Below are 13,629 nucleotides of genomic sequence, written 5' to 3'. Positions count from 1 at the left end.
GCCCAGCCCAGGCCCCCCACGTAGTGCACCGAGATCAGGGGCACCACCATGAAGAACCCCGCCCACATCAGGAAGTTGTCCACGAGCAAGATGGTGATGCCCCGCGCCCGGGCAGGGTCGTCGGGGATCCCGGCGGCCTGCCGGAAGCGCTGGGTCACGATCTGAGTCACCGCTCGAGCCTACCCTCTTTTCTCGAGAACCGTCTTAGGACTGGGCGGGGCTAGCGTCGGGTGCTGGGTTCAGAGGGAACGGGAGGCCTGCGGCTCGTGGTCTGCCCCTCCCCAACCCTCCCCGCACGCAGGGAGGGAATGTCCTTGCCCTCGAGCTTCGCCCTGTGGCGCAGCAACCCTCCCCGCACGCAGGGAGGGAATATCCCCCCTGGCCCCCCTTGCTAAGGGGGGTAAAGAAGGGGCGTCTTCCGTACGACGTAGGACGTACGACGTAGGACGCCGGGTGCGGGTCGCACGTCCTGCGCCCGGCGTCCGGCTATCGGCTATCGACAACCCCCCTAGCTCACCCGCTCCACCCGCAACATGTTCGTCGTCCCCCGCACGCCGAAGGGCACCCCCGCGGCGATCACCACCCGGTCGCCCGGGTCGGCCATGCCGGCCTGCTTGACCATCCGCAGGGCGATGTCCACCATGTCCTCGGTGTCCTTGGGGTCGGGGGCCAGCAGCGGCAGCACCCCGCTGATGAGGGCGAGCTGGTTGCGCACGTGGGGGTTGGGGGTAAGGGCCAGCACCGGCACCGAGGGCTTGGTGCGCGCGATGCGGCGCGCGGCCCCGCCGGTGGCGGTGAAGGTCACGATGAGCTTGGCCCCCGAAGCGTCAACGACGTTGTCCACCGCCAGGGCGATGGCGTCCTGCACCGAGGGCGTGGGGGCGGGGCGCAGTTCCTGCAGGCGGTTGAGGTACTCGGGGCTGGCCTCGATCTTGCGGGCCACCTTGGCCATGGTCTGCACGGCCTCCACGGGGTAGGCGCCGGAGGCGGTCTCGGCCGAGAGCATCACCGCGTCGGAGCCGTCGAAGATGGCGTTGGCTACGTCGGAGGCCTCGGCGCGGGTGGGGATGGGGTTCTTGACCATGCTCTCGAGCATCTGCGTGGCGGTGATGACCGCCTTGCCGGCGTGGATGGCCTTGAGGATGACGCGCTTTTGGATGATGGGCACCTCCTCCAGCGGCATCTCCACGCCCAGGTCGCCGCGGGCGACCATGATCCCGTCGGCCTCCTCGAGGATCTCGTCGAAGCGCGCGACCGCGCTGGGCTTCTCGATCTTGGCCATCAGCCGGGCGCGTGAGTTGTGGCGGTTGAGGTAGTGGCGGGCTAAGAGCAGGTCGTCGCGGCTGCGGACGAAGCTCATGGCTACCCAATCGACCTCCAGCTCCACCCCCAGCGCCAGGTCCTCGATGTCCTTGTCGGTGAGCGCGGGGATGGAGAGGTCGGCACCGGGGATGTTGATGCCCTTGTTGTTCGACAGCCGCCCGCCCACCTGCACGGTGGTGTGGATGTCGTTGCCGCGCACCTCCTCGACCTTGAGCCGCAGGTTGCCGTCGTCGAGGAGCAGGATCATGCCGGGCTCGACGTCCATGGGCAGCCCGCGGTAGGTGGTCGAGACCCGGCTGGCGTCGCCGTCAACGGGGTCGCTGGTGATGGTGAAGCGCTGCCCCACCTGCAGCTCGACCGCGCCCTCGGCGAAGCGCCCCACCCGGATCTTGGGGCCTTGCAGGTCCTGCAGGATGGCCACGGTGTGCCCGAGCTCCTCCGAGACCTGGCGGATGATCTGCACGCGGCCCCGGTGGTCCTCGGGGGTGCCGTGGCTGAAGTTGAGGCGGAACACGTCGGCCCCGGCCTCGATCAGGGCCTTGATGACCTCGGGGCTGGAGGAGGCCGGCCCCAGCGTGGAGACGATCTTGGTGCGTTTAGAAAGCGCCATATCCCAAAAACCTCGCCCCCGCGCCCAGTTCTTCCTCGATGCGCAGGAGCTGATTGTACTTGGCGAGGCGGTCGGAGCGCGAGGCCGAGCCGGTCTTGATCTGGCCCGCGTTGACCGCCACGGCGATGTCGGCGATGGTGGAGTCCTCGGTCTCGCCCGAGCGGTGCGAGAGGATGGCGGTGTAGCCCGAGCGGTGGGCCAGGCGGATGGCCTCGAGGGTCTCGGAGAGGGTGCCGATCTGGTTGACCTTGACCAGGATCGAGTTGCCCACCCCCTGCTCGATGCCCTGCTTCAGCCGCGCGGGGTTGGTGACGAAGAGGTCGTCGCCGACGAGCTGGATGCGCTTGCCCAGGCGCTCGGTGAGGAGCTTCCAGCCCTCCCAGTCGTCCTCGGCCAGGCCGTCCTCGATGGAGACGATGGGGTACTGGTTGACCCAATTCTCCCAGTAGGCCACCATCTCCTCGCTCGAAAGCGCCCTGCCCTCGGACTCGAGGTGGTACTTGCCGTCCTTGTAGAGCTCGGTGGTCGCCGGGTCGAGCGCGAAGGAGATGTCCTTGCCCACCTCGTACCCCGCCTTCTCGACCGCCTCGACGAGCACCTCCAGAGCCTCTACGTTCGATTTTAAGTCGGGTGCGAAGCCGCCCTCGTCCCCGACATTGGTGTTATACCCCCGGGCCTTTAAAACCGATTTTAGGGCGTGGAAGGTCTCGACCCCGTAGCGCAGCGCCTCGCCGAAGCTGGGCGCCCCGGCCGGCACCAGCATGAACTCCTGGAAGTCCACGTTGTTGTCGCCGTGCTTGCCGCCGTTGATCACGTTCATCAGGGGCACCGGCAGGGTCACGCCCTGCACCCCGCCCAGGTAGCGGTACAGCGGCAGGCCCAGCGCCTCGGCCGCCGCGCGGGCCGAGGCCAGCGAGACCGCCAGGATGGCGTTGGCGCCCAGGTTGCCCTTGTTGGGCGTGCCGTCGAGCTCGAGCAGGGCCCGGTCCACGGCCTCCTGGTTGAGCGCGTCGAGGCCCTGCAGCTCCTCGGCGATGCGCTCGTTGACGGCCGAGACCGCCTTGAGCACGCCCTTGCCCCCGAATCGCTGGCCGCCGTCGCGCAATTCCACCGCCTCGTGGGCCCCGGTCGAAGCCCCCGAAGGCACCAGGGCCCGGCCCCGCGCGCCGCCCTCGAGGATCACCTCGGCCTCGACGGTGGGGTTGCCCCTCGAGTCCAGCACTTCCCGGCCCTTGATTTCCACAATCGTCGTCATAGCGTTGCTCCTCCGTGGAAACACTTACAACCGGGTCACAGTCTACACCTTGACTCTTGGTATACCGAAAGCGGGGCGTCCCGGGGATGGACGCGGTATAGCTGGGGACGGGAGGCACGTGGCCCGTGGTGTGTGGTTGACCCCCTCCCCCACTCTTCCCGCCAGCGTCGAGGGGCGAGGCGTCTTGCGTTTTGCGTTTAGCTATCGGCTATAGGCTATCGGCCATCAGCGTCCGCCCGCCGTGCCGCCCCTACACCCGCAGCGGCACCACCACCGACAGATACCCGCTGTCCTCCACCGCCTGCACCAGGCTCGGGCTGGTGGGCCCCGAGAGCGAGAGCTTCACGCCGCCCTCGATGGGGCCCAGGGCGTCGATGAGGTACTGGGCGTTGTAGGCCACCACCAACTGGGGCTCGCCCTTGGCCTCCACCGCGATCTCCTCGCGGCCGCGGCCGTAGTCGCCCTCGGAGTTGATCTCGAGCTTGTCGCCGCTGAAGATCAGGTCCACGCGGTGGTTGTTGCGGTCGGAGAGTACGGCCACGCGCTTGAGGCTCTCGCGCAGGGCGTCGGCCTGGAGGGTGGCCTCGAGCACGAAGCTCTGCGGGATGACGCGGGCGTAGTCGGGGAATTCGCCTTCCATCAGCTTCACCGCCATGCGCACCGCGTCGCCCACCAAGGTCAGCGTCCCCTCCCCCACCTCGATGGAGACGTCGCCCTGCACGTCCTTGAAGATGCGGATGATCTCGTCGGCGCTGCGGGCGGGGATCACCAGCTTGCGCGTCGAGTCGCTCGAGACCGGCAGGTCGTAGCGGGCCAGGCGGTAGCCGTCGGAGGCCACGGCCCGCAGGTTGCCGGGGGAGAGCTCGAGCTGCACCCCCCGGAAGATCGCGCGGTACTCCTCGGTGCTCGCGGCGTAGCGCACGCGGGTCATGGCCTGGGCCAGCCGCGCGGCCGGCAGCTTCTCCCCGGCGGGCTGGCGGAAGGAGAGCTCGGGGTAGCCGTCGGGGTTGGTGGTCTGCAGCTGGGTGCGGTAGCTGCCAGAGATGAGCTGCATCTGCTCGGCGAAGATCAGCTCGATGAGCTCGCCCGGGGTGCTGCGCACGATCTGGAAGAAGGGCTGGGCGGGGATGAGCACCTGCCCCTCCCCGTGGGTCTCGGCCGAGAGCCGGACCTCGAGGTCGACCTCCCCGTTGGTGCCCCGCAGGATCAGGCTGCCCTGCCCCAGGGTGATGGGCAGGTAGGTCAGGATGGGGTTGGAGCTGCGGCTGGGGATGATCCGTTCGAGGATTGAGAGGCCATCGGCCAGGGTCTTTTTGGGGATTCTCGCTTCCATAGTCTCGGCCTTTTAAAGCTCTACTTCTCCTGTCTTTAAAGACTTTAAATAATTAGTAGTAATAGTAGTAGGGCCTGTGGATAGTGTGGAAAAGTGGCTTAAAGCGCCATTCCCATCACCAATTGCTTGTGGATAACTTCTGTGGATAACCCACCCCCGGCTGTGGATAACTTGTGGATAACCTCCCCACTTATCCACAGGGCCTAGGCGGACCGAGTTATTCACAGGGCTTTCCACAGACTTATCCACAGCTTATCCACAGAGTTATCCACAGGCTGAAGGGCTGCCGAACCGACCTCACCCCAACCGCTCCCGGATGGCCCGGAGGTTCTGCTGGAGGTTGGTGTCGCTGTCGAGGGCTTCTTGCACCTTCTGGATGGCGTAGAGCACGGTGGTGTGGTCGCGGCCGTCGAAGAACTGCCCGATCTCCGGCAGCGAGGAGTGGGTGAGCTCGCGGATGAGGTACATCGCCACCTGCCGCGGCAGCACCACCTCCTTGCGCCGGCCGGCCCCCTTGAGCTCGTCGATGCGCAGGCCGTAGAACTCGGCCACCGCCCGCAGGATCTCCTCGGGGGCGTACTCGGCCTTGGCCATGAACACGTCGGACAGCGCCCGTGCGGCCACCTGCTTGCTGATCTCCACCCCGTTCAAGGAGGCGTAGGCCACCACCCGCATCAGCGAGCCCTCGAGCTCGCGGATGTTGGAGGTCACCACCTTGGCGATGTACTCGAAGACCTCGTCGGGGATGCGGATGCCCCGGTACTCGGCGTTCATCTTCAGGATCGCCACGCGGGTCTCGAGCTCGGGCGACTGGATGTCGGTGATGAGGCCCCACTCGAAGCGGCTGCGCAGCCGGGCGGCGAGGGTGAGGATGTCCTTGGGCGGCCGGTCGGAGGACAGGATGATCTGCTTGCCGGCCTCGTACAGCGCGTTGAAGGTGTGGAAGAACTCCTCCTGCGTGCGCTCCTTGCCGGCGATGAACTGGATGTCGTCGACGAGCAGCAGGTCAACCGAGCGGTAGCGGTCGCGGAACTCGGTCATGCGGTCTTTCTGGATGGCCTCGATGAGCTCGTTGGTGAAGGTCTCGGTGGAGATGTACTCGATCTTGAGCTGGGGGAAGCGCGAGGCCACCGAGTGCCCCACCGCGTGCATGAGGTGGGTCTTGCCCAGCCCCACGCCCCCGTAGATGAACAGCGGGTTGTAGGCCTTGCCCGGCGACTCGGCCACCGCCACCGCCGCGGCGTGGGCCATGGAGTTGTTGGGCCCGACCACGAAGTTCTCGAAGGTGTACTTGGAGTTGAGCCTCGAGCGCGGGTCGGTGGGCTTGCCGGGCTCGGGGACGGCGGAGAAGATGTCTTCCTGGACGGGGTTCCCCGGGGTGACTTTGAGCTCGAAGCGCGGGGTCTGGGCCCCCAGGTGCAGCAGAGCTTCCTGGATTGTTTCCGTATAATGCTTCTTGATCCACTCCCCGGCGAACGACGTGGGAACCCCCAGCTCGAGCACCCCGTTGTAGACGCCGAGCGGGCGGATCTTCACGAACCAGGTGTTGTACTCGACGTCGGTGATGCTCTGGCGAATGTAATCCAGGACGTTTTGCCAGATGGTGTGCTGGGTCAAGGCCACTCACTCCTTGCAAAGGCCGTGCGCGCGGCGCGCTGCCTAGGGCTTGACCATTCTATTGCACATTCCCGGCATCTGCTAAAGTGGTTGGGATGGCGGTCTACGACGTAATTGTGGTGGGGGGCGGGCACGCGGGGATCGAGGCGGCCTGGGCGGCGGCGCAGGCGGGCGCTCGGGTGGGCCTGGTCACCAGCAACCCCGAGCGCATCGGCCTGATGCCCTGCAACCCGGCGGTGGGCGGGCCGGGCAAGAGCCAGTTGGTGGCCGAGATCGTGGCCCTGGGCGGGCTGATGGGCCGCCTGGCCGACGCCACGGCCATCCACACCCGGGTGCTCAACCGCTCCAAGGGCCCGGCGGTGCAGAGCCTGCGGGTGCAGGTAGACCGCGACGCCTACGCCCTCGAGGCCCAGCGCGTCCTCCTGGCCCACCCGGGCGTCGAGAGCGTGCGGGCCGAGGTCGCGGCGCTGTGGATCGAGGGCGGCCGGCTCCGGGGCGTACGCACCGTGGACGGACGGGCCCTCGCGGCCCGGGCGGTGGTGGTCGCCAGCGGCACCTTCCTCAGCGGGGTCGTCTGGTACGGGCGCCAGTCCCGCCCGGCCGGCCGCCAGGGCGAGCCCCCGGCCCGCTTCCTCTCCCAGAGCCTGCGCGAGGCGGGCCACGCCCTGCTGCGCTTCAAGACCGGCACCCCGCCGCGCATCCAGGCCGACTCGGTGGACTACGCCGCGCTCGAGACCGTCCCCGCCGACGACCCGGCCGGCACCTTCACGGGGCAGCCCGGGCCTCACGCCACCGCCCGTCCCACCTGGCAGACCCGCACCACCGCGGCCACCCACCGCCTGATCCAGGAGAACCTGCACCTCTCCCCTCTTTACGGCGGCGACATCGAGGGCGTCGGCCCGCGTTACTGCCCGTCCATCGAGGACAAGGTGGTCCGCTTCGCCGACAAGGAGACCCACCTGCTCTTCGTGGAGCCGGACGGCCTCGAGACCTCCGAGCTCTACCTGCAGGGCTTCTCCTCCAGCCTGCCCCCCGAACTCCAGGAGCGCATGGTGCGCAGCCTCCCCGGCTTCGAGCGCGCGGTGATCCAGCGCTACGCCTACGCCGTGGAGTACGACGCGGTGCGCTCGACCGAGCTCACCCCCGGCCTCCAGTCGCGCAAGCTGCCGGGCCTCTTCACCGCCGGGCAGCTCAACGGCACCAGCGGCTACGAGGAGGCCGCCGCCCAGGGGCTGCTGGCGGGGCTCAACGCCGCCCGCTACGCCCTGGGCCTCGAGGAGGCGGTGCTGCCCCGCGACTCCGGCTACATCGGGGTCATGGTGGACGACCTCGTGCACCGCGGCACCGACGAGCCCTACCGCATGATGACCTCGCGGGTCGAGCTGCGCCTGCTGTGCCGCGCCGACAACGCCGACGAGCGGCTGACCGAGCGCGCCGTGGCCTGGGGGCTGCAGCCGGCGGGGCGGCTCGAGGCGGTGCGCCAGAAGTACGCCCGGGTCGAGGCCGAGCTGAAGCGGCTCGGCACCGTCCGGCTCGAGGGCGTCTCGGCCGCCCATTACCTGCGGCGCCCGGAGGTCGGCTACGCCGACGTGGTGGAGAAGGTCGGCGCGGGGGACCTCCGGGGCGAAGAGGAGGCCCAGCAGGTCGAGATCCGGGCGAAGTACGCGGGCTACATCGACCGCCAGCTCAAGCTGCGGGAGCGGCTCGCGGAGCTCGACGCGTACCGCATACCCGAGAGCCTGGCCTACGCCGCCGTCCCCAGCCTCTCGAGGGAAGCGGTGGAGAAGCTTTCCAGGGTGCGCCCCCGCACCGTGGCCGAGGCCTCGCGGGTGCCGGGCATCCGCGACTCCGACCTTACCGCGCTGCTGATCCACCTGACCAAGGTCCCCGCCTAGCGTTTCACGTGAAATCTCACGGTGAAACAACCGGGGAGTGCCCGCGCCGGATGTGGCACAATGTTTCACGTGAAATCTCACGGTGAAACAGCGTTCGACCCCGGCAGCTTCCACCAGGGCCTGCTGCTGGGGATCCTCATCGGGGAGGGGCACTTCGGCGGGGACGGCCGCCAGCCCCAGGTGACGCTGCGGATGCACTCGAGGCACCACGAGCTGTTCGCCTGGCTCACCCAGCAGGTCCCCGGCTCCCGGCTCTACGGCCCCTACGACCACGGCGGGCGGAGCTATTACCAGTGGATCGTGCGGGGCGCGGCCCTGCGCGAGTACCTGGTCCCGCTGCTCGACCAGCTGCCCTGGGCCCACGTTGACCCCCCGAGCTACCGGCGCTACCAGGAGATGAAGCTGCGCTACGGGCTGGAGGTGGGGGCGTGAGGCTCTCGGAGGAGGGGAAGCAGCTCCTGCTGGAGGGGGCCCGGGCCCTGGGCGAGGACGTCGGGCCGCACCTGCCCCGCTTCGATCGGCTTTACGACCTCCTGACCGAGGCCAACCAACAGGTCAACCTCACCGCCCTGCGCGAGGAGCGCGCGGTCGTGATCAAGCACTTCCTCGACTCGCTGAGCTGCCTGCTCAGCGGCCGGCTCGAGGGGGAGCTCGAGGTCATCGACGTGGGCACGGGGGCGGGCTTCCCGGGGCTGCCGCTCAAGATCGTGCGGCCCGCCCTGCGCATGCACTTCCTCGAGGCCACCCGCAAGAAGCTCCGCTACGTCGAAGAGACCAGCACGGCCTTAGGCCTGCCCGGCACCGCCTTCCTGTGGGACCGCGCCGAAGCCGTCGCCCACCAGCCGCGGTGGCGGGAGCGCTTCGACCGCGCGGTGGTCCGGGCGGTGGGGCCGATGGGGGAGATCAGCGAGCTCTGCCTCCCGCTGCTCCGGGTCGGGGGTTACCTCATCGCCCAGAAGGGGCCCGAGGTCGGGGCCGAACTCGAGGGGGCGGAGGAGGGGTTGAAGCCGCTGGGCGGGGTGCTCGAGGAGGTCAAGGCCTTCGAATTACCCTTCACCGGTGACCAGCGCCGTCTCGTCATCATCAAAAAAGCGGCCCCCAGCGCCCCGCGCTACCCCCGCAAGCCCGAAGCGATCGCCCGACATGGATTATTCTGATAGCCAATGAACCGCATCGGCATAGTCAACCAGAAGGGCGGGGTGGGGAAGACCACCACCGCCATCAATCTGGCCAGCTATCTGGTCAGGGCCGGGCAGCGGGTGCTCTTGGTCGACCTTGACCCCCAGGCCAACGCCACCTCAGGGCTCAACCAGCAGCCCACCGACGACGGGATCTACTCGCTGCTGCTGGGCGAGTCGAGCCCTGAACAGAGCGTGCGGGAGATCGGCCCCGGCTTCCACCTCCTGCCCGCGGGCGCCGACTTGGTGGGGGCCAACGCCGAGCTCACCCACCAGCCGCACCGCCTGCGGGAGGTGCTCGAGCCCCTCAGCCCGGCCTACGACCTCATCCTCATCGACGCGCCGCCGAGCCTGGGGCCGCTCACCCTCAACGCCCTGGTGGCCTCCGAGGGGCTGCTGGTGCCGGTGCAGGCCGAGTACTACGCCCTCGAGGGCATCGCCGGGCTGATGGAGACCGTTGATGAGGTGCGCGGCTCCCTCAACCCGGCCCTGCGGCTCCTGGGCGTGCTCATCACCATGTTCGACTCCCGCACCCTGCTCTCGCAGCAGGTCGAGTCCAACATCCGCTCCCACCTAGGAGAAAAAGTGTTCTGGACGGTGATTCCCCGAAACGTTCGGCTGGCCGAGGCCCCCAGCCACGGGCAGGCCATCGGCGACTACGCCCCCACCTCGAGCGGGGCCCACGCCTACCGCCGCCTGGCCGAGGAGGTGATGCGCCGTGTCCAAGAAGCTTAGCGGCCTGGGGCGGGGCCTCGAGGCCCTGATCCCCAAGAGCCAGGGCTCGCTCAACCGGCTCCCCCTGGCCCTCATCCGGCCCAACCCCGACCAGCCCCGCAAGCACTTCGACCCCACCGCCCTGGCCGAGCTGGCCGCCTCGATCAAGCAGAAGGGCCTGCTCCAGCCGCTGCTCGTGCGCCCCAAGGGCGACGTCTACGAGCTCGTCGCGGGCGAGCGCCGCTTCCGTGCGGCGCAGGAAGCCGGCCTGAGCGAGGTCCCCGTCATCATCCGCGACCTCGGCGAGCGGGAGGTGCTCGAGATCGCCCTCATCGAGAACCTGCAGCGCGAGGACCTCAACCCGGTCGAAGAGGCCCAGGGCTACCAGCGCCTCGTGGAGATGGGGGCCAGCCAGGAGGAGATCGCCCTGGCCGTGGGCAAGGCCCGCGCCACCGTCAGCAACGCCCTGCGGCTGCTGCAGCTCCCCCCGGCCGCCCTCGAGGCCTTGCGCCAGGGCCGCATCACCGCCGGGCACGCCCGGGCCCTGCTGATGCTGCCCGAGGACCAGCGCGAGTGGGGCCTGAACCAGATCCTGGGCCACCAGCTCAGCGTGCGCGACGCCGAGCGGCTGAAGGAGAAGGCCCCGCCCGCGGCCAAGAGCCACGAGCGGGCGGAGGCCTACTTGGACATCGCCCGCGCCCTTAGCCGCCAGCTCGGCTTCAAGGTGCGCTTCAGCGGGGAGAAGAAGGGCAAGCTCGAGATCAGCTACCACTCCGAGGAGGAGCTCACCGCCCTGCTCCAGCGGCTGGGCTACGAGGCCTGAACGCCTGAGGGGCGGACAAGGGCCCCGGCGCGAGCTCGTCATAGCGGCTTCACAAAGCTACGCTTCAAATCCGTCAGGGGTACATCTTTGTGAAGCCCAGGGCACTCCCTTCGGTCGGGGTGGATAGCCTCCCATCGGCAGACGATCCACCCAAACCGGGTATCACCCCATTCCCCGGCAAGCTCACGCCGCAGCCGCTCAGCGCAGCGCGACCCGCACCGCCCCCTCGAGGTCGGTGCGCCGCACCGCGACGCCGTGCCTTCGCAGGCGCTCCAGGACGGCGGGGGTCGGGTGGCCGTACACGTTGGCCCCCACGCCGATCACCGCCAGGCGGGGCCGGGAGCGCTCGAGCAGTTCCTCCCCCGTGCTGCCGGCCGAGCCGTGGTGCCCCACCTTGAGGACGTCCACCGCCCCCGCCTCCCAGCGGGCCTCCTCGGAGACCGGGGCGTCCCCGGTGAACAGGACGCGCCGGCCCCGCCACTCCAGCACGAAGACCAGGCTGCGGGCGTTGTCGTCCGCGCCGCTGGCCCTCGGCCCCAGGAAGCGCAGCCGGGCCTCGCCCACCCGGAGCACGCTCCCGGCGCCGGCCTCGAGCGTGCGCACGCCCCGGGCTCGAGCCGCCTCGCGCAACCGCCGGTCCTGCTCGTCCCCCGGCTCCGGAGGGCCGGTGACGAGCGCCCCCACCCCTACGCTGCCCAGCACCTCGGGCAGCCCCCCGACGTGGTCGGCGTCGGGGTGGGTGGCGACGACGAGCTCGAGGTCGTCCACGCCCAGCGCCCGCAGGGCGCCGACCACCCGCGCGCCGGCCCAGTCGCGCCCCCCGTCCACCAGGATCTCCACCCCGCCCGGCAGCCGCAGCAGCGCCGCGTCCCCCTGCCCGACGTCGAGCTGCCAGTACTCCGCGGGCGGGACCAGCAGGCCCAGGCCGGAAGCCAGGGCCGCGCTCCCGCTCAGCAGCGCCCCGCGCCGCCAGGAGAGCTGCCGGTAGAGGACGGCGAGCAGCGGGAGGACGCCCGCGTAGTACAGCGCGAACCCCGCCGGGGCGATCTCGCCCCAGCGCAACTGGGGCCCCTGGGCGAAGAGCGCCACCAGGCCCAGCGCCAGCCGGCCCAGCCCCTCGACCGGCCAGGCCAGCCATTCCCCCGCGAACATCTTCAAGAAGCCCAGCGGCACCAGCAGGTTGAGGAAGGGCAGCACCAGGAGGTTGGCGACAGGGGAGAGGAGGGGCAGGGCGTGGAAGTTGTGCAGCAGGAGCGGCAGCAGCAGGAGCTGGGCGGCGAAGGTCACCGCGAAGCCGGCCAGCACCCAGCCCCGGACGCCGGCGGGGCGGGGCAGGCGGGGCAGCACCAGCGCCATGCCCAGCACCGCGAGGTAGGAGAGCTGGAAGGAGAGGCTGAAGAGGGCGAAGGGCTGGGCCAGCAGGTGCACCGCGAGGGCCCAGGCCAGCGCGGCCAGCACGTCCACCTTGCCCTTGCCCAGGAACAGGGCGACGAGCACCAGCGCGGCCATGATCTCCGCCCGCACCAGCGAGGCCGAGGGGCCCACCAGGGCGAGGTAGGCCAGCAAGACCGCCAGGGCCGCGAGGTAGCGGTACGGGCCCAAGAAGCTGAGCAACAGCACCAGGAAGCCCGTCAGGATGGCGACGTTGAGGCCCGACAGCGCCAGGGCGTGCGCCAGCCCCGAGCGCTGGAACTGCTCGTAGGTTTCGCCCAGGTCGCGCCGCTCGCCCAGGGTCATGGCCACCGCCAGGGCGGCTATGGCGGGGGAGAGGCCGGCCTCGAGCCGCCCCCTCACCACCTCCCGTAACCCCGGCGGAGGGGGCTGGCCCCGAATCACCCGCTCCACCTTCAGGACCGCCGTGACCCCCAGGCCGCGCAGCCAGGCCGCCTGGTCGAAGCCGCCGGGGTTGCGCCGGCCCTGGGGGCGCTGCAACACCCCGCCGAGCCGGTAGCGCCCGTCCTTCAGCGCCGGGAAGTGCCGCACGTAGACCCGGCCCTGCGGGGTGCTGAGGAAGCCCTCGCGGAGGGTGCCCTCCAGCTCCACGCGCTGCCCGACCTGGCCGGCCCAGGGGTCGGCGGGCAGGAGCAGCCGCAGGCACAGCAGCGCGAAGGCCGCGGCGAAGAACCCGCGCTCGGGCCGGGGCCAGAGGGGGAGGAGCAGCAGGCTCAGGTACGCCAGCGGGCCGGCCTGGGTCAGCGCCCCGGCCAGGGCGCCGAGGCCGAGGGCGTGGGGGATCATGGCACGACGAGGGGGCGCAGGCGCTCGAGGGTCTTGGGCCCGATGCCCTTCACCCGGTCAAGCTCCTCGACGCTGCCGTAGGGCCGGCCCTCCACGATGCGCCGGGCCAGGGCCGGGCCGACGCCGGGCAGGCGCTCGAGCTCCTCGAGGCTCGCCCGGTTGAGGCTGACCGGTTGGGGGCTGGGCGCTGAGGCCAGGTCGCTGGCCGCAGGCGACACCGCGCCCGGGCTTACCACCTCCACCGGGACGAAGCGCTCGGTCAGGCGGGGCCAGAGGCTCGCCACCCCCAGGCCCGCGACGAGCAGCAGGTAGAGTGCGGTCAGGAGGTCTCGGACAGACGCCACTGGATGCCCGCCAGCCCGAGCCCGAAGACCACCACGCCCAGCGTGGTCCACACGTCGGCGGCCGGGTCGCTGGCCTTGAGGGCCACGTAGGCCAGGCTGTACGCCAGCGTGACCGCCGACAACACCTTCATGAGCACGCCCGTTCCCGAGCGGGGGCGGGCCTGCGCGATCACGGCCGGCTGCTCGGGGACGGTGGGGACCGGGGTGGGGACGGGGGCCGGGGCCTCCTCGAGCGAGGGCGTGGGCGTCGCGGGCTCCTCGGCGGTCTTGCGGGTGCGCTCCTCCTCCCACACCTGGGT

At 70.1% G+C, this 13,629-nt stretch carries 11 protein-coding genes and 1 pseudogene; 5 read left to right on the top strand and 7 right to left on the bottom strand.

Going from position 1 to position 13,629, the window contains the following annotated elements; genetic code table 11:
- Positions 1 to 508: 508 nt before the first annotated feature.
- The 4 genes from pyk to dnaA all read right to left on the bottom strand — a co-directional run bounded on the left by pyk (position 509) and on the right by dnaA (position 6,138).
- Positions 509 to 1,933 (bottom strand): pyruvate kinase, encoded by a 1,425-nt coding sequence (gene pyk, locus Mterra_RS12985; RefSeq protein ID WP_119315572.1) that lies wholly within the window; start codon positions 1,931 to 1,933, stop codon positions 509 to 511.
- Positions 1,920 to 3,188 carry a phosphopyruvate hydratase gene (gene eno / locus Mterra_RS12980; protein WP_119315571.1) on the bottom strand — a complete coding sequence of 423 codons (1,269 nt, stop codon included), beginning with the start codon at positions 3,186 to 3,188 and terminating at the stop codon, positions 1,920 to 1,922. Before eno ends, pyk begins: the two co-directional genes overlap by 14 nt.
- Before the next feature lie 250 nt (positions 3,189 to 3,438).
- Positions 3,439 to 4,521 carry a DNA polymerase III subunit beta gene (gene dnaN, locus Mterra_RS12975; RefSeq protein WP_119315570.1) on the bottom strand — a complete coding sequence of 361 codons (1,083 nt, stop codon included), beginning with the start codon at positions 4,519 to 4,521 and terminating at the stop codon, positions 3,439 to 3,441.
- Positions 4,522 to 4,818: 297 nt separating this feature from the next.
- On the bottom strand, positions 4,819 to 6,138 hold the full coding sequence (gene dnaA, locus Mterra_RS12970) for a chromosomal replication initiator protein DnaA (protein ID WP_119315574.1): 1,320 nt from the start codon (positions 6,136 to 6,138) through the stop codon (positions 4,819 to 4,821).
- A 95-nt stretch (positions 6,139 to 6,233) separates the two neighbouring features.
- Between dnaA and mnmG the strand changes: the two genes are divergently transcribed.
- The 5 genes from mnmG to Mterra_RS12945 are packed head-to-tail and all read left to right on the top strand — an operon-like array spanning position 6,234 to position 10,748.
- Positions 6,234 to 8,033 (top strand): tRNA uridine-5-carboxymethylaminomethyl(34) synthesis enzyme MnmG, encoded by a 1,800-nt coding sequence (gene mnmG, locus Mterra_RS12965; protein WP_119315569.1) that lies wholly within the window; start codon positions 6,234 to 6,236, stop codon positions 8,031 to 8,033.
- A 60-nt stretch (positions 8,034 to 8,093) separates the two neighbouring features.
- Complete coding sequence (locus Mterra_RS12960; RefSeq protein ID WP_119315568.1) at positions 8,094 to 8,465, top strand: hypothetical protein; 372 nt, start codon at positions 8,094 to 8,096, stop codon at positions 8,463 to 8,465.
- The gene (gene rsmG, locus Mterra_RS12955) at positions 8,462 to 9,190 is read left to right on the top strand and encodes a 16S rRNA (guanine(527)-N(7))-methyltransferase RsmG (RefSeq protein ID WP_119315567.1); all 729 of its coding nucleotides are present in this window, start codon (positions 8,462 to 8,464) and stop codon (positions 9,188 to 9,190) included. The genes Mterra_RS12960 and rsmG overlap by 4 nt, the downstream gene beginning before the upstream one ends.
- Positions 9,191 to 9,196: 6 nt before the next feature.
- Entirely contained in the window at positions 9,197 to 9,946 is a 750-nt protein-coding gene (locus Mterra_RS12950) for a ParA family protein (RefSeq protein WP_119315566.1), read from the top strand.
- Positions 9,930 to 10,748, top strand: a complete 819-nt coding sequence (locus tag Mterra_RS12945) for a ParB/RepB/Spo0J family partition protein (RefSeq protein WP_119315565.1) — start codon at positions 9,930 to 9,932, stop codon at positions 10,746 to 10,748. The genes Mterra_RS12950 and Mterra_RS12945 overlap by 17 nt, the downstream gene beginning before the upstream one ends.
- A gap of 198 nt (positions 10,749 to 10,946) precedes the next feature.
- Here the strand turns inward: Mterra_RS12945 and Mterra_RS12940 are convergent, their stop codons facing one another.
- The 3 genes and pseudogenes from Mterra_RS12940 to Mterra_RS22380 form a co-directional block, all read right to left on the bottom strand.
- Positions 10,947 to 12,986: a DNA internalization-related competence protein ComEC/Rec2 gene (locus Mterra_RS12940; protein ID WP_119315564.1), complete on the bottom strand. Its 2,040-nt coding sequence runs from the start codon at positions 12,984 to 12,986 to the stop codon at positions 10,947 to 10,949.
- Positions 12,983 to 13,330 carry a ComEA family DNA-binding protein gene (locus Mterra_RS12935; protein ID WP_420836701.1) on the bottom strand — a complete coding sequence of 116 codons (348 nt, stop codon included), beginning with the start codon at positions 13,328 to 13,330 and terminating at the stop codon, positions 12,983 to 12,985. The genes Mterra_RS12940 and Mterra_RS12935 overlap by 4 nt, the downstream gene beginning before the upstream one ends.
- Positions 13,306 to 13,629, bottom strand: a pseudogene (locus Mterra_RS22380) (hypothetical protein); the annotation flags it as partial. The gene Mterra_RS12935 and the pseudogene Mterra_RS22380, both read right to left, overlap by 25 nt.

Origin of the sequence: Calidithermus terrae (genome assembly GCF_003574345.1) — a bacterium.
GTDB lineage: Bacteria > Deinococcota > Deinococci > Deinococcales > Thermaceae > Calidithermus > Calidithermus chliarophilus.
The sequence above is the reverse complement of the archived record's forward strand: the minus strand, read 5'-3'. Positions and strand labels throughout refer to the sequence as shown.

What these genes read in the sequence shown, in the direction of transcription:
- pyk (WP_119315572.1), bottom strand. Translation starts at nt 1,933, where the DNA reads ATGGCGCTTTCTAAACGCACCAAGATCGTCTCCACGCTGGGGCCGGCC.
- eno (WP_119315571.1), bottom strand. Translation starts at nt 3,188, where the DNA reads ATGACGACGATTGTGGAAATCAAGGGCCGGGAAGTGCTGGACTCGAGG.
- dnaN (WP_119315570.1), bottom strand. Translation starts at nt 4,521, where the DNA reads ATGGAAGCGAGAATCCCCAAAAAGACCCTGGCCGATGGCCTCTCAATC.
- mnmG (WP_119315569.1), top strand. Translation starts at nt 6,234, where the DNA reads ATGGCGGTCTACGACGTAATTGTGGTGGGGGGCGGGCACGCGGGGATC.
- Mterra_RS12960 (WP_119315568.1), top strand. Translation starts at nt 8,094, where the DNA reads ATGTTTCACGTGAAATCTCACGGTGAAACAGCGTTCGACCCCGGCAGC.
- Mterra_RS12950 (WP_119315566.1), top strand. Translation starts at nt 9,197, where the DNA reads ATGAACCGCATCGGCATAGTCAACCAGAAGGGCGGGGTGGGGAAGACC.
- Mterra_RS12940 (WP_119315564.1), bottom strand. Translation starts at nt 12,986, where the DNA reads ATGATCCCCCACGCCCTCGGCCTCGGCGCCCTGGCCGGGGCGCTGACC.